Origin of the sequence: Variovorax sp. CCNWLW186, from assembly GCF_037203865.1 — a bacterium.
In the GTDB taxonomy this organism is placed as follows: Bacteria; Pseudomonadota; Gammaproteobacteria; order Burkholderiales; family Burkholderiaceae_C; genus Variovorax.
The window spans coordinates 61,942-81,499 of record NZ_JBBCBO010000025.1 but is presented as its reverse complement, the minus strand read 5'-3'; the positions used below and the strand labels follow the sequence as shown (position 1 = coordinate 81,499).

19 protein-coding genes are annotated in these 19,558 nt (G+C 67.2%); 9 read left to right on the top strand and 10 right to left on the bottom strand.

Going from position 1 to position 19,558, the window contains the following annotated elements:
* Nucleotides 1-17 precede the first annotated feature (17 nt).
* Complete coding sequence (locus tag V9K97_RS23500; protein WP_337321048.1) at nucleotides 18-731, bottom strand: ArsR/SmtB family transcription factor; 714 nt, start codon at nucleotides 729-731, stop codon at nucleotides 18-20.
* A gap of 110 nt (nucleotides 732-841) precedes the next feature.
* Here V9K97_RS23500 and V9K97_RS23495 point away from each other — a divergent pair, with 110 nt between their 5' ends.
* Nucleotides 842-1,987, top strand: a complete 1,146-nt coding sequence (locus V9K97_RS23495) for a cytochrome P450 (protein WP_337321046.1) — start codon at nucleotides 842-844, stop codon at nucleotides 1,985-1,987.
* 39 nt (nucleotides 1,988-2,026) lie between these two features.
* Here V9K97_RS23495 and V9K97_RS23490 read toward each other — a convergent pair whose 3' ends face one another.
* Both V9K97_RS23490 and V9K97_RS23485 read right to left on the bottom strand, forming a co-directional pair.
* Nucleotides 2,027-2,986 carry a pyridoxamine 5'-phosphate oxidase family protein gene (locus V9K97_RS23490; RefSeq protein ID WP_337321044.1) on the bottom strand — a complete coding sequence of 320 codons (960 nt, stop codon included), beginning with the start codon at nucleotides 2,984-2,986 and terminating at the stop codon, nucleotides 2,027-2,029.
* Nucleotides 2,983-3,648 (bottom strand): glutathione S-transferase family protein, encoded by a 666-nt coding sequence (locus tag V9K97_RS23485; RefSeq protein ID WP_337321042.1) that lies wholly within the window; start codon nucleotides 3,646-3,648, stop codon nucleotides 2,983-2,985. The genes V9K97_RS23490 and V9K97_RS23485 overlap by 4 nt, the downstream gene beginning before the upstream one ends.
* A gap of 111 nt (nucleotides 3,649-3,759) precedes the next feature.
* On the opposite strand from V9K97_RS23485, the gene V9K97_RS23480 reads away from it, so the two are divergent.
* The 3 genes from V9K97_RS23480 to V9K97_RS23470 all read left to right on the top strand — a co-directional run bounded on the left by V9K97_RS23480 (nucleotide 3,760) and on the right by V9K97_RS23470 (nucleotide 6,533).
* A complete protein-coding gene (locus V9K97_RS23480; protein ID WP_337321040.1) occupies nucleotides 3,760-4,650 on the top strand; it encodes a LysR family transcriptional regulator in 891 nt (296 codons plus the stop codon).
* 83 nt (nucleotides 4,651-4,733) lie between these two features.
* The gene (locus V9K97_RS23475; protein WP_337321038.1) at nucleotides 4,734-5,681 is read left to right on the top strand and encodes an ATP-binding cassette domain-containing protein; all 948 of its coding nucleotides are present in this window, start codon (nucleotides 4,734-4,736) and stop codon (nucleotides 5,679-5,681) included.
* Between the two features lie 3 nt (nucleotides 5,682-5,684).
* Complete coding sequence (locus V9K97_RS23470; protein WP_337321036.1) at nucleotides 5,685-6,533, top strand: ABC transporter permease; 849 nt, start codon at nucleotides 5,685-5,687, stop codon at nucleotides 6,531-6,533.
* A gap of 403 nt (nucleotides 6,534-6,936) precedes the next feature.
* On the opposite strand, the gene V9K97_RS23465 is transcribed toward V9K97_RS23470, so the two are convergent.
* The 5 genes from V9K97_RS23465 to glyQ are packed head-to-tail and all read right to left on the bottom strand — an operon-like array spanning nucleotide 6,937 to nucleotide 12,390.
* Complete coding sequence (locus V9K97_RS23465; protein WP_337321063.1) at nucleotides 6,937-7,902, bottom strand: M48 family metallopeptidase; 966 nt, start codon at nucleotides 7,900-7,902, stop codon at nucleotides 6,937-6,939.
* A 41-nt stretch (nucleotides 7,903-7,943) separates the two neighbouring features.
* The gene (locus V9K97_RS23460) at nucleotides 7,944-8,714 is read right to left on the bottom strand and encodes a lysophospholipid acyltransferase family protein (RefSeq protein ID WP_258502516.1); all 771 of its coding nucleotides are present in this window, start codon (nucleotides 8,712-8,714) and stop codon (nucleotides 7,944-7,946) included.
* Complete coding sequence (gene gmhB / locus V9K97_RS23455; RefSeq protein ID WP_126748264.1) at nucleotides 8,714-9,292, bottom strand: D-glycero-beta-D-manno-heptose 1,7-bisphosphate 7-phosphatase; 579 nt, start codon at nucleotides 9,290-9,292, stop codon at nucleotides 8,714-8,716. The genes V9K97_RS23460 and gmhB overlap by 1 nt, the downstream gene beginning before the upstream one ends.
* A gap of 32 nt (nucleotides 9,293-9,324) precedes the next feature.
* Entirely contained in the window at nucleotides 9,325-11,481 is a 2,157-nt protein-coding gene (gene glyS, locus V9K97_RS23450; protein WP_337321034.1) for a glycine--tRNA ligase subunit beta, read from the bottom strand.
* A 3-nt stretch (nucleotides 11,482-11,484) separates the two neighbouring features.
* Nucleotides 11,485-12,390, bottom strand: a complete 906-nt coding sequence (glyQ, locus tag V9K97_RS23445; RefSeq protein WP_055808465.1) for a glycine--tRNA ligase subunit alpha — start codon at nucleotides 12,388-12,390, stop codon at nucleotides 11,485-11,487.
* Nucleotides 12,391-12,624: 234 nt separating this feature from the next.
* On the opposite strand from glyQ, the gene V9K97_RS23440 reads away from it, so the two are divergent.
* From V9K97_RS23440 to V9K97_RS23430, 3 genes are read left to right on the top strand one after another with little or no spacing between them, the layout of a single operon-like run.
* Complete coding sequence (locus tag V9K97_RS23440; RefSeq protein WP_337321032.1) at nucleotides 12,625-13,590, top strand: diacylglycerol/lipid kinase family protein; 966 nt, start codon at nucleotides 12,625-12,627, stop codon at nucleotides 13,588-13,590.
* Nucleotides 13,587-14,414, top strand: coding sequence for a metallophosphoesterase family protein (locus V9K97_RS23435; protein ID WP_258502521.1), 828 nt, complete (start codon nucleotides 13,587-13,589; stop codon nucleotides 14,412-14,414). The genes V9K97_RS23440 and V9K97_RS23435 overlap by 4 nt, the downstream gene beginning before the upstream one ends.
* Nucleotides 14,415-14,424: 10 nt before the next feature.
* A complete protein-coding gene (locus V9K97_RS23430; protein WP_337321030.1) occupies nucleotides 14,425-15,243 on the top strand; it encodes a phosphatase PAP2 family protein in 819 nt (272 codons plus the stop codon).
* A 6-nt stretch (nucleotides 15,244-15,249) separates the two neighbouring features.
* Here the strand turns inward: V9K97_RS23430 and V9K97_RS23425 are convergent, their stop codons facing one another.
* Nucleotides 15,250-16,320 carry an asparaginase gene (locus tag V9K97_RS23425; RefSeq protein ID WP_337321028.1) on the bottom strand — a complete coding sequence of 357 codons (1,071 nt, stop codon included), beginning with the start codon at nucleotides 16,318-16,320 and terminating at the stop codon, nucleotides 15,250-15,252.
* Nucleotides 16,321-16,471: 151 nt separating this feature from the next.
* Between V9K97_RS23425 and V9K97_RS23420 the strand changes: the two genes are divergently transcribed.
* Nucleotides 16,472-17,149, top strand: a complete 678-nt coding sequence (locus V9K97_RS23420; protein WP_337298803.1) for a TetR family transcriptional regulator C-terminal domain-containing protein — start codon at nucleotides 16,472-16,474, stop codon at nucleotides 17,147-17,149.
* A gap of 27 nt (nucleotides 17,150-17,176) precedes the next feature.
* Here V9K97_RS23420 and V9K97_RS23415 read toward each other — a convergent pair whose 3' ends face one another.
* On the bottom strand, nucleotides 17,177-18,118 hold the full coding sequence (locus V9K97_RS23415; RefSeq protein ID WP_337321026.1) for a LysR family transcriptional regulator: 942 nt from the start codon (nucleotides 18,116-18,118) through the stop codon (nucleotides 17,177-17,179).
* A gap of 111 nt (nucleotides 18,119-18,229) precedes the next feature.
* On the opposite strand from V9K97_RS23415, the gene V9K97_RS23410 reads away from it, so the two are divergent.
* Nucleotides 18,230-19,453 carry an MFS transporter gene (locus tag V9K97_RS23410; protein WP_337321024.1) on the top strand — a complete coding sequence of 408 codons (1,224 nt, stop codon included), beginning with the start codon at nucleotides 18,230-18,232 and terminating at the stop codon, nucleotides 19,451-19,453.
* The last annotated feature ends 105 nt before the right edge of the window (nucleotides 19,454-19,558 follow it).

Sequence of the window (19,558 nt, the reverse complement as noted above, 5' to 3'; positions counted from 1 at the left end):
CGCTTCGGGCAAAGAGTTCAGGCAAAGAGCTCCGGCAGTTCGCGCAGCGCCTTGGGCGTGAGCGCCAGCTCACGGCCGTCGAGTGCCTGGCGCACCCAGCCGCGGCGCAGCGACAACTGGAGCCATGCCGCGCCGAGCGCACCGCCCAGGTGCGGGCGGCGCTCGCTCCAGTCGAGGCAGGCGCAGGCAAAGCGCCGCCGCGATTGGCGCACGGCATCGATCTCGACACCCAGGCTCTCCAGCGCCACCGCGCCTTCGGGCGTGAGTTCGTACGAACCGCTCTGCAGCCCGCTGAGCCAGCCCTGCGCATGCAATCGGTCGTGCAATAAAACGCCGGCCGTACCGGCCATGTGGTCGTAGCAGGTGCGCGCGGTGCGCAGCCGGCTCGGCGTGCTCGGCTCGAACGCAGCCGTGCGCGGCGTGCCCGCGACGACCATGAGGCTTTCGAGTGCCGCGGCCACGTTGTCGTCGGCCAGGCGAAAGTAGCGGTGCTTGCCTTGCACCAGCAGTTCGACCAGCCGCTCTTCCTTCAGCCGCGCCAAGTGCGCGCTGGCCGTGGATGCGGCCACTTCGGCCACCGAGGCCAACTCGGTCGCGGTGCGCGCATGGCCGTCCATCAGGCAGCTCAGCATGCGCGCGCGCGCCGGTTCTGCAATGGCGCCGGCCAACCGGGCGAGTTGGACATCCGCGTTTTCGGACACGGCCGGGCGCGGCGCTGAAGTAGTGCTCATCCCTTCATCGTAAGGCGCCTGTGCAACCGACACTTCGTTCGCGGGCGAAGTGTGCCGGCGGCTGCAGTTGCACACTGCGCGGCATGAATTCGAGCCTTTCTTTCCCAGCCATGCCCGCCGATCCGGTCGCGGCCGTCACGCATGCCGATCCCTATCCCTTCTACGAAACCCTGCGTGCCGGACCATCGTTCGCGTGGAACGAAAGCCTGCGCCTGTGGGTTGCGAGCCGCGCCGAAGTCATCGAAGCGCTGCTGCTCGCACCGGGCGCCTTGCGGGTGCGCCCGGTTGCAGAACCGGTGCCGCGCGTGATTGCCGGCAGCCCGGCGGGCGAGGTGTTCGGCCACCTGGTGCGAATGAACGACGGTCCGGCGCATGCCGCGCACAAGCCGGCATTGCAGCGCGCGCTGGCCGGGCTGGATCTTGGCGCCGCGCATGCCGCCGCGCTGCAGGTTGCGCGGCAAGTGCCGGAGGAGCAATCGCTGTCGGACACCTTGTTTGCCATGCCCATCCAGGCGGTCGCCCACCTGCTCGGCTTTGCGCCCGAGGCATTGCCGCAGGTCGAACTGTGGATGCGTGACTTTGTCGCGTGCCTCTCGCCGCTGTCGACCGAGCCGCAATTGCAGCGCGCCAGCAGCGCAGCCGACGCGCTGATGACCCGCTTCGAGGCCTTGGCCGCGGGCACGCCGCCGCGGCACGGCACGCTGCTTGCGGCCGTGCTTGCAGACAGCGCGGTAGGCGCTCCGCTTTCGCGCGCGTTGCTCGCCAACCTGGTCGGGCTGCTGTCGCAGACCTGCGACGCGACCGCCGGCCTCTTGGGCAACAGCCTTGTCGCCCTGCTGCGAGAGCCCGCGTTGCGCGCTATCGCACGCACACGCGACGGCCTGCATGCCATCGTCGAGGAGACGGCGCGGCACGATCCTTCTGTGCAGAACACACGGCGTTTCGTGGCGCAGCCCGTCACCATCTCGGGCGTGCCGCTGGAGGCGGGGGACGCGGTGCTGCTGGTGCTGGCGTCGGCCAACCGGGATCCGGCTTTCAATGCGGAGCCCGACCGCTTCATGCCGGTTCGCGCGCAGCGGCGCATGCTGGGCTTCGGACATGGGGTACACGCCTGCCCTGGCCAGGCGCTGGCGTGCACGCTGGCGGCCGCCGGCCTCGAGGCGCTCCTTGCGCGAAGCCTCGACCTCGACGCACTGCGCGAGCGGGGCTGGCACTACAGGCCTTCGGCCAACGCACGCATTCCGTTCTTCGTCTGAAGCGAGAAGCCCTTTTCGAGCCGCCGGTGATGGATGGCGTCAGCCCACCCAGCGGCCTGTGCGGGCCAGGTGCGGCGACACTTCCGCGCCGCCCCATCGCAGCGGCAGCGCACCCGGACGCCGCAGCACCTGCTCCACACGCAGGCGCAGCAGACGCTCGGCGCCTTCGAAAGCAGCGACCTCAGGGCCATCCCATACGATCTCGGCAGTGGCTGTCAGGTGCAGCAGGTCGCCGCTTTCGAAATCGATGAACAGCAGCCCCGCTCGCGGGTGGACCGACAGGTTGCCCAGCGTATTGAAGAAGCGGTTGCCGGTGAAGTCGGGCACGGTGAGCACGCCGTCTTCGCCGACTCGAATGAAGCCGGGCAGCCCGCCGCGATGCGATACGTCGACACCCTGCGCCGCCGGGTCGGCCTCGTCGCCGTCTGCCGCATGCTGCGGAAACGCGGAGGCGATGAAGAAGGTGTCGGCACGTGCGATGAGTGCGCGCGCCGCGTCGTCGATGCCATCGAGTCGCTGCGCCGGCGCGGCCGCCTGGCCCGCTGCGAACAACGGCTCGCGCGCCTGGATGTACTTGGGGCAATTACCGAAGCTCTGCTGCACCTCCACCATGAAGCCGGTGGCATCGATCGCCTCGACATTGCCGTTCATGCGATTGCGCCGGCGCGTGTGCGGCTGAATCCCGAGCAGGCCCAGCGATGCGCCTTGCACCAGCTGCGCGGCCAGCGGATCGTCCGCCATCGGCAATGCGTCGATGCGCAAGTGCGTCGGGTCCGGCGAATGCGCGAAGCCGGGCGGAGCCGCCAGCACGCTGGCCCAGGGCTGCAGCTGTGCATCCATGCTGCCGACGACGAGGAACGGCAGTTGCGCGAAGAACTCGCGGTGCTGGTCGGGCATGAAGTCGCGAATCACGCGCGAACCGGCCGCGGCCATGACCTCGCGCGAACCCGCCAGCGTTTGCAACGCGCGTTCGCCGGCGTGGAACGGTGCGGCAATCATGCGGCCGCCGCAAGCCCGATGGGCGTACGCACCATGGGCACGAAGCCTGGCAACGCCTCGATGCGTTCGAGCCAGCCGCGCAACTGCGGATACGGCTCGAGCGACACGCTGCCCTCTGGCGCATGCGCCACGTAGGCATAGTTCGAGAGGTCCGCCAGCGTGACCGACGGGCCTGCGAGAAAAGCCTCGCGCTGCAGGTGCGTTTCCATGACCGACAGCAGCACGTGCGAGCGCGACACCGTTTCGGTCGGATCCGCGGGCAGGCCGAACAGCGCCATGACCCGGGCCGCCGCCGGCCCATACGCCAGCGGACCCGCGGCCACCGAGAACCAGCGCTGCACGCGCGCAGCGCCGACCGGATCCCGCGGCATCCAGCGCGCCGGATCGGCGGCATAGCGCTCGTTCAGGTACACCAGGATCGCGTTCGAATCGGCCAGTGTGATCTCGCCGTCCTCGATCACGGGAACCTGGCCGAACGGATTGCGCGCAAGGAATTCCGGCGTGCGCGTGGCCTTCTTGCGAAGGTCGAGATCAATGGCTTCGACAGGGAGCCCGAGCATCGAGAGAAACAGCCGCACACGGTGCACGTGGCCCGAGATCGGCGTGCCATAGAGCTTGATGGGCTGTGCGGGAAGACGGGCGGCGGCTGTGCTTGCGTTCATGGAGTTTCCTTCGATGGCTGTTGGATGCCTGCATTCTTTTCTAATCCGATAAACGAATGAATAGCCTTTTCAGGATTTCACTGCTGCGTTTTTCGGTTTAATAATCGCGCCATGGACCGCTTCAAAGCCATGCAGACCTTCGTGGAGATTGCCGAGCAGGGCAGCCTCACCCGTGCCGCCGATTCGCTGGGCAGCTCGCTGCCCGCGGTGGTGCGCTCACTGGCCGCACTCGAGGCGCACCTGGGCGTGCGGCTCTTTCACCGCACCACGCGCCGCCTGTCGCTTACCGAAGAGGGCCGCCACTACCTGGCCAGTGCGCGCGATGTGCTGCTTGCAGCGGATGCGGCAGACCTTGCGCTCAAGGCCGAAGCTCACGAGCCCGCCGGCCAGCTCACCATTACCGCCCCCGTGCTCTTCGGCCACATGTACGTGGCGCCCGCCATCACACGCTTCATGAAGCGCTACGACAAGGTGCACTGCAGCGTGCTGCTGTACGACCGCACGGTGAACCTGCTGGAAGAGAACATCGACATCGGCATTCGTATCAGCCCGCTGGAGGATTCGTCTCTTGTGGCCCAGACGCTCGGCACCATCCGGCGCGTGGTGGCTGCGAGCCCCGACTTTCTCGCGCAGCACGGCACGCCGCGGCATCCGCGCGACCTGGCCGGCGCTCCGTGCGTGCGCGGCCGCATCGGCGCGTCGCCGCAATGGCAGTTCCACGAAGGCGGCAAGACGCTGAACGTGACGCTGAGCAACCGCCTCGAATTCAATCACCTCGCGCCCGCTGTGGAGGCCTGCGCCGCGGGCATGGGCTTTGGCTCTTTCTTTTCTTACCAGGTGCTGCCGTACGTGGCGCAAGGGCGGCTGGCGATGGTGCTCGAAGACTACGAACCGCCGCCGCGGCCGGTGAGCGTGATCTACCCGAGCGCGCGCCTGCTGCCGGCCCGCACGCGGGCTTTCATCGACTGGATGAAGACCGAGTTCAGCGGCTTGCGGATGTAGGGCCCGGCGTCGGCTGCTCCGAACTCGGCGGGGCTGTCCATCGGATGAAGCGATGGCGGCAGGTTTCGCGTGCCTGGGCCAGAATGGCCGGCGTGCAATCTTCCTCTTCCACCCCCCTCTTCCACGCCAGCCATCTCCTCAAGCGCTATGGCAGCACCACGGTCGTCGACGACCTGTCGTTCGAGATCGCGCCCGGCGAATGCCTTGGCGTGATCGGCCCGAACGGCGCGGGCAAGACCACCACCATCCGCATGTGCCTGGGCCTGACAACGCCCGACGGCGGCGAGATCTCGGCGCTCGGTTTGCAGATGCCGCGCGACGCGCTGGCCATCAAGGCGCAGCTTGGCGTGGTCTCGCAGTTCGACACGCTCGACCCCGATTTCAGCTGCGCCGAGAACCTGGTGGTGTACGGCCGCTACTTCGGTTTCAGCAAGGCGCAGGTGCGCGAGCGCGTGCCGCAGCTGCTGGAGTTTGCGGCGCTTTCGCACAAGGCCGACGCAAAGCCCGGCGAACTTTCTGGCGGCATGCGGCGACGCCTTTCGCTGGCGCGTGCGCTGGTGAACGACCCGAGGCTGCTGCTGCTCGACGAGCCCACCACCGGGCTCGATCCGCAGGCCCGCCACCTGATGTGGGAGCGGCTGCAGGTGCTGCTGCAGCAGGGCAAGTCGATCCTGCTGACCACGCACTTCATGGACGAGGCCGAGCGCTTGTGCTCCCGCCTGCTGGTGCTCGACCATGGCCGCAAGATTGCCGAAGGACGCCCGCGCGACCTGATTGCCGAGCACCTGGAGCCCGACGTGGTCGAGGTGTACGGCAACGGCGCGCTCTCGCTCGCCGAGTCGCCCGAACTCAAGGCCATGGCGGCGCGTGTGGAGGTGAGCGGCGAGACCGTGTTCTTCTACACGCAGGACGCGCGGCGCCTGCTCGATGCGCTGGCGCAGCATGGCCGGCTGCGCACCTTTCATCGGCCGGCGAACCTCGAAGACCTTTTTCTCAAGCTCACCGGCCGGCAGATTCGCGAGGAGGGCTAGCCAATGAACAACACGACGACAACATCGACGACCGCAGCAAGCGGCGCCACGCCGCCGACGCGCTCCGTATGGCGCGCGCCCGAACTCTCGCTGCGCTGGTGGCCTGTGTTTTTGCGCAACCTGCTCGTGTGGCGCAAGCTCGCGATACCGAGCCTCATCGGCAACATTGCCGAGCCCTTGATCTGGCTCGTGGCTTTCGGCTATGGCATGGGAGCGCTGGTGGGGCAAGTGGCGGTGGACGGCGTGAAGGTGCCTTACATCCTGTTCCTGGCCAGCGGCTCGATCTGCATGAGCGCAATGAACGCCGCGAGCTTCGAGGCGCTGTACTCGGCCTTTTCGCGCATGCATGTGCAGAAGACCTGGGACGGCATCATGAATGCGCCTGTCGGGCTCGACGACATCGTGCTGGCCGAGATGCTGTGGGCGGCGTTCAAGTCGATCTTTACGGTAACCGCGATCCTGTTCGTGATGCTTGGGCTGGGGATCAGCCACAGCCCTAAGTTGATCGTCGCTTGGATGGTGCTGGCGGGCGCGGGGATTACCTTCTCGTCCATTGCGCTGATCTTCAATGCGCTGGCGAAGGGGTACGACTTTTTTACTTATTACTTCACGCTGTTCATGACGCCGATGATGTTCTTGAGCGGGGTGTTCTTTCCTTTGGAGCAGTTGCCTTCTGCTGTGAGGGCTGTGGCGGCTTGGCTGCCGTTGACGAATGCTGTGGCTTTGGTGAGGCCTCTTTTTATGGATCAGTGGCCTTTGGAGTGGTGGCGGCATGCATTGGTGTTGACGGTTTATGCGGTTGCTGCGTTTTGGGTGGCGTTGGGGCTTACTCGGAAGAGGTTCAGGGCGTAGTTTTTTTCCCGGGGCCGGGTATCGCCCCGCGGGCGACCTTCGCTTCGCTCGGTCCCAACAGCCAACAGCCGAAACCAACAGCCAATACAAACATCCAATTCATCCCAACCACGGCGGCGCGCCGCGCCGCCGTGGCTTGGTGGCCGAGCGAAGCAAAGGCCCGTTCGGTTTCCAAGCCCCTCTGTATGCGCCGAGGAGCGGAGGGTTTCGCGGATCAGGGCTCGCAGCTGTTTGAGCGAAGCGAGTTCTGCGAGACCCCGCGAAACCCGAGCACCGCAGGTTGCCCGCAGCGAAGCGGAGGGTCGCAGACAGTGGGGTCGCCTTTTCTTTGCTTACTTTCTTTTGGCGAAGCAAAAGAAAGTGAGTCCGCCGCCGGGCGGAATCCCGGCCTCGGAACTCAAAATCAGCCCCACCGAGGCACAGCCTCATCCTTCAACTGCTGCCGCAGCAAGTCATAGTCCGGCACCACACTCTCCACCGTCTCCCAGAACCGATGCGAGTGATCCATCACCCGCAGATGCGCCAACTCATGCGCAACCACATAGTCGATCACCGGCAGGCGAAAGTGAATCAAGCGCCAGTTCAGCCGGATCGACCCATCCGCACTCGCACTCCCCCATCGCGTAGCGGCATTCGACAACGACAGCTTCTGCCACCGCACCCCAAGCCGCGGCGCAAAGTGATCGAGCCTTTCGATGAACAGCCGCCGCGCCTGCCGCATGAGCCACGCCTGGGCGGCATCGCGAATTTGAGAAGGCTCGGCGTTCTGCGCCACGGCCAAGCGCAAGATGCGCGGCCCGGCGCCGTCGCCGCTTGCCTCATCGAGCGTGCCACCGACGCTTGCAAAGCCGTGCTTGGGGTCGAGGCGAATCACGACCGGCTCGCCCATGAAAGGAAACTCCGCGCCGTCCCTCCACTCGATGCGCGTGGCCTCGACGCGTGCGTGGCGTTGCCGCGTTTCGAGCAGCTTGCGGATGATCCAGTCGGCCTTCTCCTGGATGGCGGCGTCCACGTCGCGCAACGTGACCCAGCGCGGCGCACGCACCGATAAACCTTCGGGCCCGACCACGAAGCCGATGGTCTTGCGCTTGCCGCGCTTGAACTCATAGGCGACGCGCGCTGAACCCAGCACCGTTTCGCGCGTGGCCTGCGGATGCACGAAGCTCGCGAGCGTCAGCGTATCGCGCAGCGGAATGGCGGGCAAAGCAGCGGGGCCGGTGTTGTCTTGCTGCTGGGCATCGGCCACAGGAGGCGAGGCAGCCAACGGCGTGGCCACCGGCGGCGCGGCCTTCTTCTTCACTTTTCGCGGCTTGCGCTCGGGCGGCGTGGCCGGCGCAAGCTCGTTGCCCAGCCCTTCGAACAGATCCATCGTGAACTGAAGCAGTCCCCGCATTTCGGGCTTTCTCTTCTTCAGTGCACTTCTGGCGCCGCCTGCAGCGGCGGGCTGTCGCGATAAGCCTCAGGGTCGAGCCGGCGCATTTCCGATTCGATCCAGGCTTCGACCTCGCGCATCAGCTCATCGGGCTTGCGGCCGACGCTGGGAATGGCAGGGCCGATCGACACGTCGACCACACCGGGGCGCTTGATGAACGCCTTGCGCGGCCACACCTTGGCCGACGTAACGGCAACGGGAATCACCGGCACGCCGGTCTCGCATGCGAGCCGCGTGCCGCCGCTCTTGTAGGTGCCCTTCTGGCCGCGCGGAATGCGGGTGCCTTCGGGAAACATGATGATCCAGATGCCCTGCGCAAGCAGCTTGCGGCCCTGGTTCACCACCTTGTTGAACGCCTGCGCGCGCTGGCTGCGGTCGATGTGAATCATGTCGAGCCGGGCCATGGCCCAGCCGAAGAAGGGCACGTAGATCAGCTCTTTCTTGAACACGAATGCCAGCGGATGCGGCATCAGCGTGGGCATGAGGAATGTCTCGAACGTGGACTGGTGCTTGACCAGCAGGATCGCGCCGGCGAGCTTGTCGGTCGGCAGGTTCTCCATGCCGGTGACGCGGGTCTTGATGCCCAGCAGCACGCGTGCGCCGCCAATGGCCCAGCTGAGCCATTGCACCGCCATCCAGTAGAGCGGTATGCCGCGCTTCCAGAGCGAACTGACGCACATGATGATGCCCCAGGGCACCACGGTGACGAGCATCCACAGTGCATGGACAACGGAACGGAGAAACGCCATCAGACAGCCACCTGCAGTGCGGCCTGCGCTTCGCGCGCAAGCAAAAAGTCGACAAAGGCGGCGAGGTTCTCGTGAACCATGGTGTTCGCCGGGTATTCGGGGGGCAGCGGGTCGACGCCGATGCAGGCTGCCCCCATGCCTGTGAGCAAAAGGTGCGGCTCGCAGCCCGCGGCGGCGCCCGCCTGCAGGTCGCGCAGGCTGTCGCCCGCAGTTGGCACGCCCTGCAGATCGATGCCGTAGCGGTCGCCGATCTGCAGGAACAGGCCCGGCTTGGGCTTGCGGCAGTCGCAGTCCTCGTCGGGGCTGTGCGGGCAATAGAACACCGCATCGACCTTGCCGCCCACGGCCGCGAGCATCTTGTGCATCTTGGCGTGCATGGCGTTGAGCGACGCCATGTCGAACAGGCCGCGGCCCAGGCCCGACTGGTTGGACGCGATCACCACGTGCCAGCCCGCATGGTTGAGCTTGGCCACCGCTTCGAGCGCACCGGGCAGCGGTGTCCACTCGATGTCGCTCTTGACGAAGTCTTCGCGGTGCACGTTGATCGTGCCGTTGCGGTCGAGGATGACGAGTTTCATGGCGTTGGCAAAAAAGCCCGTGCTGCTTCGCTTCAGACTGCCAACCGTTCGAGTTGCGCCACGCGGTTCATCGCGGCGTGCAACGACATCAGCAAGCCCAGCCGGTTGAGGCGCAGGTCGGCCTGCTCGGCATTGACCATCACGCCGTCGAAGAAGGCATCGACCGGCTCGCGCAGCGCAGCCAGGGTCTGCAACGACGCGGTGTAGTCGCCGGCATCGAACTGCGCATTGGCCGCGGGCACCACTTCGGCCATGGCGGCGTGCAGCGCCTTCTCGGCGGGCTCCTGCAGCAGAAGTTCGCTGACGTGCGCGTCGGCCTCGGGCGCCTTCTTGAGGATGTTGCCTATGCGCTTGTTGGCAGCTGCCAGCGCGGCGGCGGCGGGCAAGGCGGCAAAGGCGCGCACTGCCGCCAGCAGCTTGGGCACTTCGCCCAGGCGCTGCGGTCGCGGCGCCAGCACGGCGTCGACCTCTTGCGCACTGGCGCCCTGCTCGCGCAGGCTGCCGGCCAGGCGGTCGAGAATGAAGTCCTGCAGTTCGACGGTGGCCTTGCCGCTGTCGAAGCCGTCGATGTCCTTGAACTGCGCGGCGGCGTCCTGCAGCAGCGCGTCGAGCCCCAGCGGCAGGTCTTTCTCGATCAGCATGCGGATCGCGCCGAGCGCATGGCGGCGCAGCGCGAATGGATCGCGGTCGCCGGTGGGCAGGTTGCCGATGCCGAACATGCCGACCAGCGTCTCGAGCTTGTCGGCCAGCGCAACCACCAGGCCGACGGTGTTGCGCGGCAGTTCGTCGCCCGCAAAGCGCGGCTTGTAATGGTCTTCGATGGCATCGGCCACTTCGGCGGACAAGCCGTCGTGCAGGGCGTAGTAGCGGCCCATGGTGCCCTGCAGCTCGGGGAACTCGCCGACCATGTCGGTCACGAGATCGGCCTTGGCAAGCTGCGCCGCTTGCACCGCGTGCGCGGTGAGCGTGGCATCCGCGGGTTGCCCCGGCTGCCCCAGTTGCGCCGCAATGCCGCGCGCAATACGCATCACGCGCTGCACGCGCTCGCCCTGCGTGCCCAGCTTGTTGTGATAGACCACCTTGCCGAGCGATTCGACGCGCGAGGCCAGCGATTTCTTGCGGTCCTGGTCGAAGAAGAACTTGGCGTCGGCCAGGCGCGGGCGCACCACGCGCTCGTTGCCGCCAACCACCGCGCTCGCGTCCTCGGGGCTGATGTTGCTGACCACCAAGAACTTGTTGGTGAGCTTGTTCGATGCGTCGAGCAGCGGAAAGTACTTCTGGTTGGCCTTCATCGTGAGGATGAGGCATTCCTGCGGCACTTCGAGAAATTCGCGCTCGAAGCTGCAGACCAGCACGTTGGGGCGCTCGACCAGCGCCGTGACTTCATCGAGCAGCGCATCGTCATGAATAGGCACCGTGCCGCCGCCCACCCGCACGGCCGCGGCCGCAAGCTGGCGCGCAATTTCGGTGCGGCGGGCTTCGAAGCTCGCGATGACCGCGCCGTCGTCCTGCATCTGCAGCGCGTAGCTGTTGGCATCGCGCAGCACCACAGGGTCGACCGCCGCCTCGAAGCGGTGGCCATGGGTCTCGCGGCCGGCATGCAGGCCCAGCGCCTCGACGGGCACCACGGCGTCGCCGTGCAGCGCCACCAAGCCATGGGCCGGGCGCACGAAGCTCACGCTGCTCCAGCCGGGCAGCTCGCAGCCGCTTTCGAGCTGGTAGCTCATCACCTTGGGGATCGGCAGCTTGGCGATGGATTCGGCCAGCGCCTTCTGCAGGCCTTCGGTCAGCGTCGCGCCCTTGGCGGTGCTTTCGTAGAAGAGGGCTTCGGCCTTGCCGTCCATCGCACGCTTCAGGCCGGGCACGGCCGAGGCATCGGCGCCAAGGGCGGCCAGCCGCTTGAGCAGCGCGGGCGTGGGCTGGCCCGCGGCATCGAGCCCCACGGCCACGGGCATGAGCTTTTGCGACACGGCCTTGTCGGCGGCGCGCTCGGCCACGTGCGTGAGGTGCGCAGCCAGGCGGCGCGGCGAGGCGTAGGCGGTGAGCACCGAGGCGGGCTCGGCGAGCCCCTGGGCCACGAGCTGGTCGCGCAGGCCGTTGGCGAAGGCATCGCCGAGTTTCTTCAACGCCTTGGGAGGCAGCTCTTCAACGAAGAGTTCGACCAACAGATTCTTTTGCACGCTCGTCATCGCTCAAGCCGCTTTCTTCGTGATTTGTGCAACCCACTCGCGCGGCGCCATCGGGAAACCGAGCCGCTCGCGGCTCTCGTAGTAGCTCTGCGCCACGCTGCGCGCAAGGTTGCGGATGCGGCCAATGTAGGCCGCGCGCTCCGTCACGCTGATGGCGCCGCGCGCGTCGAGCAAATTGAAACTGTGCGCGGCCTTGAGCACCTGCTCGTAGGCCGGCAGCGCGAGCTGCTCCGTCATGAGGTGCTTTGCCTGCTTTTCATGCGCATTGAAGGCGGTGAACAGGAACTCGGCATCGCTGTGCTCGAAGTTGTAGGTCGACTGCTCGACCTCGTTCTGCTTGTACACGTCGCCGTAGCTCAGGCCTTCGGTCCACGTGAGGTTGTAGACGTTGTCCACGCCCTGCAGGTACATGGCCAGGCGCTCCAGGCCGTAGGTGATTTCGCCGGTGATGGGCTTGCAGTCGATGCCGCCCACCTGCTGGAAGTAGGTGAACTGCGTCACCTCCATGCCGTTGAGCCACACCTCCCAGCCCAGGCCCCAGGCGCCGAGCGTGGGGTTCTCCCAGTCGTCTTCCACAAAGCGGATGTCGTTCTTCTTCAGGTCGAAACCCAGGGCTTCGAGGCTGCCGAGGTAGAGCTCGAGGATGTTGCTGGGCGCCGGCTTGAGCACCACCTGGTACTGGTAGTAGTGCTGCAGGCGGTTGGGGTTCTCGCCGTAGCGGCCGTCCTTGGGGCGGCGGCTGGGCTGCACGTAGGCGGCCTTCCAGGGTTCGGGGCCGAGGGCCCGCAGGAAGGTGGCAGTGTGCGAGGTGCCCGCGCCCACTTCCATGTCGTACGGTTGCAGCAGCGCGCAGCCCTTGTCGGCCCAGTACGACTGCAGTTTGAGAATGATTTGCTGGAAGGTCAACATGAAGCTGGCCGGCGCAGGCCGGACATTTGGACGGTAGCGCGGCAATGCGCCGCGAAAGCGGACGATTTTACGGTCGGAGGGCAACTCTCCCACAGCAAGCCGGCATGCCGGCTGCCGGCGCGGCGGCCTGGCCCGTGCGACAAAGGCAGGCCGGTTGCATGCAATCGCCTTTTATCGGTCTTTTGCCGGTCTTTTTTCACCCGCCGGGTGTCCTTTCCCCTTGCTTCCACCGACATGCTGCCGCCCCAAATCGGTCCGAATTCCCCTTTGTTCATCGTTCTCAATGCCGGCTCGGGCAACGCGGACACTGCCGAAACCCGCCGGGTCATCGAGGAAGGCTGCGCCGCGGCCGGCCGCAAGCACCGCATCTTTCTTGTGGATGGGCGCACCACGGTGCAGGCGCTGGCGCGCGAGGCGGTGGAGCGGGCCCGCGCTGTCGGCGGCGTGGTGGTGGCCGCGGGCGGCGACGGCACGATCAACACCGTGGCGCAGGCCACGCTCGGCAGCGGGCTGGCCTTTGGGGTGCTGCCACAGGGCACCTTCAACTACTTCAGCCGAGCCCATGGCATTCCGGGCGATACGGCCGAGGCGCTGCAGGTGCTGCTGACCGCGCAGCCGCAACCGGCGCAGGTTGGGCTGGTGAACGACCGCGTGTTCCTGGTCAATGCCAGCATGGGGTTGTATGCCGAGCTGCTGGAAGAGCGCGAAAGCTACAAGGCGCGCTACGGCCGCAGCCGCTGGATCGCTTTTTTCGCCGGGCTTCTGACCGTGATGCGCGGCCACCGGCTCTGGAATCTGCGCATGGCCTGGCGCGGACAGGAGCGCGACATTCGCACGCCGACGCTTTTTGTCGGCAACAACCCCTTGCAGTTGCTGCAGGTCGGCATCGAGCACGCCGACGCCCCCGAAAACGGGCAGCTGGCCGCCGTGGTGCTGAAGCCGACCGGCGTGCTGGCGATGCCCGGGCTGCTGGTGCGCGGCGCGCTGGGCCGCCTTGGGAGCGCAGACGAGGTGCTGAGTTTTCCGTTCGAGTCGATGACGGTAAAGACCGGCCGGCTGCATTCGCCCCGCCGCGTGAAGGTGGCCACCGACGGCGAGATCGCCTGGACCGAGATGCCGCTGCTGTTTCGGGTGTCGCCCGAGCCGCTGTGGCTGGTGCGGCCCGATTCCGCGCCCGAGCTGGAGGCCGCCAAGCAATGAACAGCTGCCTGCTTCAGATTTCAGACACGCATTTCGGCACCGAGCAGCCCGAGGTGATGGAGGCGCTCGAGCGGCTTGCGCACTCCCTGTCGCCGCAGGCGGTGGTGCTCTCCGGCGACATTACCCAGCGGGCCACGCGCGCGCAGTTTGCGGCGGCCCGCGCCTTTATCGACCGGCTCGCGCCGCCGGCGTTGGTAGCCATTCCCGGCAACCACGACATTCCGCTCTTTCACCTGGCGGCGCGGCTGTTCTCGCCTTATGAAAGGTACACCGAAGCCTTCGGCACCGACCTGGAGCCGGTGTTCGAATCCGCCGAATGGCTGGTGGTTGCGGTCAACACCACGCGCTGGTACCGGCACGAGGACGGCGAGGTTTCGCCCGCACAGGTCGAACGGGTCGAAGCCCGGCTGGCTGCGGCATTGCCTTCGCAATTGCGCGTGGTGGTGACGCACCAGCCGGTGATGGTCACGCGCCAGGAAGACATGCACAACCGGCTGCACGGCCGCGAAACGGCCGTGGCCCGCTGGTGCGCCGCCGGCGCCGACCTGATCCTGGGCGGCCACATTCACCTGCCCTTTGTGCGCTCGCTGCACGACGCCTATGCGGGTTGCCCGCGCACGACGTGGGCGGTGCAGGCCGGCACGGCCGTGTCGTCGCGCGTGCGGGCGGGGCATCCCAATTCGGTGAACGTGCTGCGCATGGAAAACATTGGTGGTACCCGCGTTTGCCAAGTCGAGCGGTGGGACCATTCGGCGGTTCACAAGGCCTTTGTGTGCGGCAAAGTATTGCGGCTTCGGCTTGCCAGCGGCGCGGTGCTCCCTTAGGGTGCCCCGCATGCCAATGGAAGCTCCCGCCCTCGTTCTCCTTGCCCGCCAGCTGGGCGAACATGCCCTTGCCTGGTTCCTGTGTGTTTTCGCGGTGTCGGTGCTGGGCACCGGCATCGCCTGCCAGCTGCTGCAGCGCCGCCGCGCCAGGATTTCGTCGAGCGACGAGCCTGACGAGCCGCGCGTGGCTGTCGGGCTGGCACTGGGTTTTGTGCTGATTCTCGCGGCGGCGAGCCTGGTGGCCTACATCGCATCGATGCTGGGCGACGGGCGCTTGCTCGGCCTGGCCGACCAGGCGCTGGCCGACGCGATCGGCGAGCATGTGCCGTGGGCGGCCCTCGTGGTTTTCAGCTGGCTCACGCATCTGGGCGACGCCGAACTGCTGGCGCCGGTGTGCGTGGTGCTGGCCCTAGTGCTGTGGCGCAACGCGCACCGCGGGCTTGCGCTGGGCTGGGTGATGGCGCTCGGCGGCATCGTGCTGCTGAACCCCGCGCTCAAGCGCATCTTCGCGCGGGCACGGCCGCTGCACGACCATGGGCTGGCGCTGGAAACGAGCTTCAGCTTTCCGAGCGGCCACAGCGCGGGCGCGATCGTGAGCTACGGTATGCTGATGTATTTGGCGCTGCGCCTGCTGCCGGCGCGCTGGCATGTGCCGGCGGCCATGGCCGCGGCCGCCGCCGTCGTCACCATTGCTTGCAGCCGCGTCTTTCTGCAGGTGCATTTTGCAAGCGACGTGGTGGCCGGCCTGCTGACCGGCCTGGCCTGGCTGCTCGTATGCGTGAGCAGCCTCGAATACGCGCGGCACCGCAAGCGGCGTGCCGCGCGCTGAACGGGATCAATACTCCCAGAAGATGCGCTGCAGTTCTTTCGTGTCGCTGGTCTTGGTAAGGGCCACCATCGCCAGGATGCGGGCCTTCTGCGGGCGCAGGTCGTGCGCCACCACCCAGTCGTACTTGTCGTCGGGCTGCTCGGCATTGCGGATCACGAAGCCGTCGGCCACGCGCGAGCTGCGGATGATGATGGCGCCGTCGGTGCGTGCTTTCTGCAGGTTGGGCACGATGCGGTTGGCCACCGAGCCGTTGCCCGTGCCGCCGTGGACGATCGCCTTGACGCCGCTCTTGGCGAACGCGTCGATGGCGATGGAAGAAACACCCTCGTAGCCCATCGCAATCTCGACCGCCGGCAGCGTGTTGATGCTGTCGATGTCGAACTCCGAGTTCATGGTGTGGCGCTTGACGGGTGCACGGAACCAGTAGTTCTTGCCCTCGACCACCATGCCCAGCGGGCCCCATTGGCTGGAGAAGGCGCTGGTCTTGATGTTGACGTTCTTGCTCACGTCGCGACCGCTGTCGATGTTGTCGTTCATCGTCACCAGCACGCCCTTGCCCGCGGCATCCTTGCTGCCTGCCACGCTCACTGCGTCATACAGGTTGAGCGCGCCGTCGGCCGAGAGCGCCGTGCCCGGACGCATCGAGCCGACCACGACGATCGGCTTGTTGGTGCGCACGGTCAGCGTGAGGAAATAAGCGGTTTCCTCCAGCGTGTCGGTGCCATGGGTGATGACGATGCCGTCCACGTCGGCCTGCTTGGACAGTGCCGAAACGCGCTTGGCGAGCGTCAGCAGGTTGTCGTTGGTCAGGCTCTCGGAAGCGACCTGGAACACCTGCTCGCCGCGCACATTGGCGATTTTCGAGAGTTCGGGCAGGCCGGCAATCAGCTTGTCGACGCCGACCTTGGCGGCCGCGTAGGTGGCGCTGTTCACCGCCGAGGCGCCGGCCCCCGCAATGGTGCCGCCGGTGGCCAGGATCACCACATTGGGCAATGCCTGCTGGGCTTGCGCGAGCGCGCTGGCCGCAAGCAACGCGGCGCCGGCCGCGAAGGCCCTGAAACGAGGGGAAAGGTACATGAAAGAACTCCTTTGTCTTGAATGAATTTCTGGAAGCGGCGAGAAGATACATGAACCGTGCCCGCATGCTCTTCGCTTCCATGCCGGCATGGCATGCGGCCATGCGCCAAGGATTACCATCGCCGGGGCGCACCGCCGCAAACACATGCCAATGAACGCCGATCCCGCCGCCCTTCCCCCGACCACCGCCCAGGAAATGCCCGCCCCCGACGGCCCGCTGTCGCGCGCGCGGCCGGGGCGCGAGCGCATCATGGCGGCCATCCGCACCGCTGCCGTGACCGAGTTCAGCCTGCATGGGCTCAAGGGCACATCCACCCAGGCCATTGCCGCGCGCGCCGGCCTGACCAAGCCCCAGCTGCACTACTACATCGCCGGCAAGGAAGAGCTCTACGAAGAGCTGCTGATGCAGGTGCTGCATGCGTGGAAGGTGGTGTTCTCGTTCGAGGACGCAAGCGACCCGGCCACGGTGCTGGGCGACTACATCCGCAAGAAGCTCGACCACGCCTTCGACAACCCCGAGATCTCGCGCATCTTCACGCGCGAGGTGCTGGACGGCGGCCGCAACCTCGACCGCTACTGGCCCAACGCCCGGGCGTGGACGCAGAAGAAGGTCGACGTGATCAACGGCTGGATTGCGCGCGGACAGATGCGCCCGCTCGACGCGCGCCTGCTGCTGATGCACATCTGGGCCATGACCCAGAGCTATGCCGACTACGCGATACAGACGCGCGTGATGCTCGGCCTGCCGCCGGACGCGCCGATCGACCGCGAGCCGATTGCGCGGGAGCTGGTGGCTTTTGTGCTGGGCGGCTGCGGCATCAAGGCCTAGCGTTTGCCGCGCCGTTAACGGCGCCGCTCACGACGCGCCGGCTTCCCAGGCGCGACCTGTCGGGTCGGCCAGCGCGAGCCGCATCATCTCGATGAAGCGGCGCAGCCGCGCCGGCTGGAAGCGCGCATGCGGATAGATCAAATAGACGGGTAGCGCCGCCACATGCCACTGCGGCACAAGCTGCACCATGCGCCCCGTGGCGATGTCGTCTTTCAAGAGCCAGGCCGAGCCCATGCAGGCTCCCAAGCCCATGCGCGCCGCGCTTTGCAGCGCATAGAGGCTGTCGGTGCTCATGCGCGGCCGGATGGGCACGTGCACAACTTCGCCGGACGGACTGTGGGTGAGCACCACCTCGTTGCGATAGAACGTGCGCAGCGCGATCCACGGCAGTTCGGCCAGTTGCGATGCATGCGTGGGCGGCGTGCGTCCAGCCAGCACCGTGGGGGCGGCGACCACCACGCGCGGCACTTCCGAAAGCTTGATGGCCACCGCCATGGTGTCCGTCACTTCGCCCACCTGAATGGCGCAGTCGACGCCTTCGGCAATGAAGTCGGGCCGGCGGTCGTTCAGCAGCCATTCGACTGAAACCCGCGGGTATGCGCGAAGGTAGTCGGCCAGGGGCCCCACCAGCAGCAGTTGCCCCAGCGCATGCGGCGCCACCACGCGCAGCGTGCCTTCGGGCTCGTCGCCCACCCCGCGGAGGTCAGCCTCGAAGGCGTGCCAGTCGGCGATCAGTTCCCTCGCTCGCTCGTAGCAGCGCTCACCGTCTTCCGTGAGCTTCATGGCGTGGGTGGAACGGCGCAGCAGCCGCACACCCAGCGAGCGCTCCAGCGTCTGCAGCCGCCGGCTCACCGTGGGCTGAGTGGCGCCCATCTGCTGGGCGGCGGCCGAGAGGCTGCCGGCCTCGACGATGTGAATGAAGGTCTGCATCAGCTCGATGCGGTCGGCGGCGGGGGGAGAGGTCGACATGGCTTGTCTTTATGCGTGTGGCGTATAGACATTGTGCGATCTCCAGGGCTACCAAGTCGCGCCTCAGAGGCGCACATTTCAACCCTCGCTCAGTATTCAAGGGTTAACGCCATGTCTTCCATTCAACAAACGCATGCACCGGCAGCCGCTGCTCCGGCGGCACGCGACCTGCCGGCCTCGCTGGTGCTGCTGCTCGCCACAGGCGCCGGGCTGTCCGTGGCCTCGCTCTACTACGCCCAGCCGATGCTCGGCGTGCTGGGCGCGGACATCGGCGCCTCCGCGCGGTCGGTAGGGTTCATTCCCACGCTCACGCAGTTGGGCTACGCGCTGGGCATCCTGCTGCTGGCACCGCTGGGCGACCGCTACGACCGGCGCCGCATCGTGCTGGCCAAGGCGGCCGCGCTGTGCGCCGCGCTGCTGGTGGCCGGGGCCGCGCCGTCGATCGGCATGCTGCTCGCGGCCAGCCTGGCCATCGGCCTCGCGGCGACGATGGCACAAGACATCGTTCCCGCCGCCGCCACGCTGGCGCCCGAAGCCTCGCGGGGCAAAACCGTGGGCACGGTGATGACAGGGCTGCTGCTCGGCATCCTGCTGTCGCGCGTGGTGAGCGGCTTCGTGGCCGAGCACTTCGGCTGGCGCGCCATGTTCATTGCGGCGGCGGCGAGCATCGCGTTCATCGGCGCGGCCGCCTGGCGCGGCCTGCCGCGCTTCAGGCCCACCACGCACCTGGCGTATGGCGCGCTGCTCGGATCGCTGGGCACGCTGTGGTCGCGCCACGGGGCCCTGCGCCGCGCTGCGCTGGCACAGGCACTGCTGGCAGTGGGCTTCAGCGCCTTCTGGTCGACGCTGGCGGTCATGCTGCACGGGGAGCCGTTCCACCTGGGCAGCGCCGCAGCGGGTGCCTTCGGCCTGGCTGGCGCCGCGGGCGCTCTGGCGGCGCCGCTGGCCGGACGGCTGGCTGATCGCCGCGGCCCGGAACTGGTGACGCGGCTCGGCGCAGGGCTGGTGGTGGTGTCGTTCGCGGCCATGGGATTCGCGCCGCTGCTGCCGCCGCATGCGCAACTCTGGCTGCTGGCGCTTGCCGCAATCGGCTTCGACCTGGGCATGCAGGCGGCGCTGATTGCGCACCAGACCATCGTCTACGGCATCGAGCCCGGTGCGCGCAGCCGGCTCAACGCGGTGCTGTTCACCAGCATGTTCATCGGCATGGCGGCCGGCTCGGCGCTGGGTGCGCTGGCGCTCGCGCAGTGGGGCTGGACGGGTGTGACCTGGCTGGCGACCGGCACGGCCGCGGCGGGGCTGGGCGTGCGGCTCTGGCGGGGGAAGGCGGCGTAACCGCCAACCTCTGAGCCGCGGGCAAGGCTCCCGCCTCCCCACTCCGGTGCATCCGGATTGGCACGCCGCTTGCATAACCTGACCACTTGCTCTGATTAAGCGGTC

What these genes read in the sequence shown, in the direction of transcription:
- V9K97_RS23500 (WP_337321048.1), bottom strand. Translation starts at nt 731, where the DNA reads ATGAGCACTACTTCAGCGCCGCGCCCGGCCGTGTCCGAAAACGCGGAT.
- V9K97_RS23495 (WP_337321046.1), top strand. Translation starts at nt 842, where the DNA reads ATGCCCGCCGATCCGGTCGCGGCCGTCACGCATGCCGATCCCTATCCC.
- V9K97_RS23490 (WP_337321044.1), bottom strand. Translation starts at nt 2,986, where the DNA reads ATGATTGCCGCACCGTTCCACGCCGGCGAACGCGCGTTGCAAACGCTG.
- V9K97_RS23485 (WP_337321042.1), bottom strand. Translation starts at nt 3,648, where the DNA reads ATGAACGCAAGCACAGCCGCCGCCCGTCTTCCCGCACAGCCCATCAAG.
- V9K97_RS23480 (WP_337321040.1), top strand. Translation starts at nt 3,760, where the DNA reads ATGGACCGCTTCAAAGCCATGCAGACCTTCGTGGAGATTGCCGAGCAG.
- V9K97_RS23475 (WP_337321038.1), top strand. Translation starts at nt 4,734, where the DNA reads ATGGCCGGCGTGCAATCTTCCTCTTCCACCCCCCTCTTCCACGCCAGC.
- V9K97_RS23470 (WP_337321036.1), top strand. Translation starts at nt 5,685, where the DNA reads ATGAACAACACGACGACAACATCGACGACCGCAGCAAGCGGCGCCACG.
- V9K97_RS23465 (WP_337321063.1), bottom strand. Translation starts at nt 7,902, where the DNA reads ATGGATCTGTTCGAAGGGCTGGGCAACGAGCTTGCGCCGGCCACGCCG.
- V9K97_RS23460 (WP_258502516.1), bottom strand. Translation starts at nt 8,714, where the DNA reads ATGGCGTTTCTCCGTTCCGTTGTCCATGCACTGTGGATGCTCGTCACC.
- gmhB (WP_126748264.1), bottom strand. Translation starts at nt 9,292, where the DNA reads ATGAAACTCGTCATCCTCGACCGCAACGGCACGATCAACGTGCACCGC.
- glyS (WP_337321034.1), bottom strand. Translation starts at nt 11,481, where the DNA reads ATGACGAGCGTGCAAAAGAATCTGTTGGTCGAACTCTTCGTTGAAGAG.
- glyQ (WP_055808465.1), bottom strand. Translation starts at nt 12,390, where the DNA reads ATGTTGACCTTCCAGCAAATCATTCTCAAACTGCAGTCGTACTGGGCC.
- V9K97_RS23440 (WP_337321032.1), top strand. Translation starts at nt 12,625, where the DNA reads ATGCTGCCGCCCCAAATCGGTCCGAATTCCCCTTTGTTCATCGTTCTC.
- V9K97_RS23435 (WP_258502521.1), top strand. Translation starts at nt 13,587, where the DNA reads ATGAACAGCTGCCTGCTTCAGATTTCAGACACGCATTTCGGCACCGAG.
- V9K97_RS23430 (WP_337321030.1), top strand. Translation starts at nt 14,425, where the DNA reads ATGCCAATGGAAGCTCCCGCCCTCGTTCTCCTTGCCCGCCAGCTGGGC.
- V9K97_RS23425 (WP_337321028.1), bottom strand. Translation starts at nt 16,320, where the DNA reads ATGTACCTTTCCCCTCGTTTCAGGGCCTTCGCGGCCGGCGCCGCGTTG.
- V9K97_RS23420 (WP_337298803.1), top strand. Translation starts at nt 16,472, where the DNA reads ATGAACGCCGATCCCGCCGCCCTTCCCCCGACCACCGCCCAGGAAATG.
- V9K97_RS23415 (WP_337321026.1), bottom strand. Translation starts at nt 18,118, where the DNA reads ATGTCGACCTCTCCCCCCGCCGCCGACCGCATCGAGCTGATGCAGACC.
- V9K97_RS23410 (WP_337321024.1), top strand. Translation starts at nt 18,230, where the DNA reads ATGTCTTCCATTCAACAAACGCATGCACCGGCAGCCGCTGCTCCGGCG.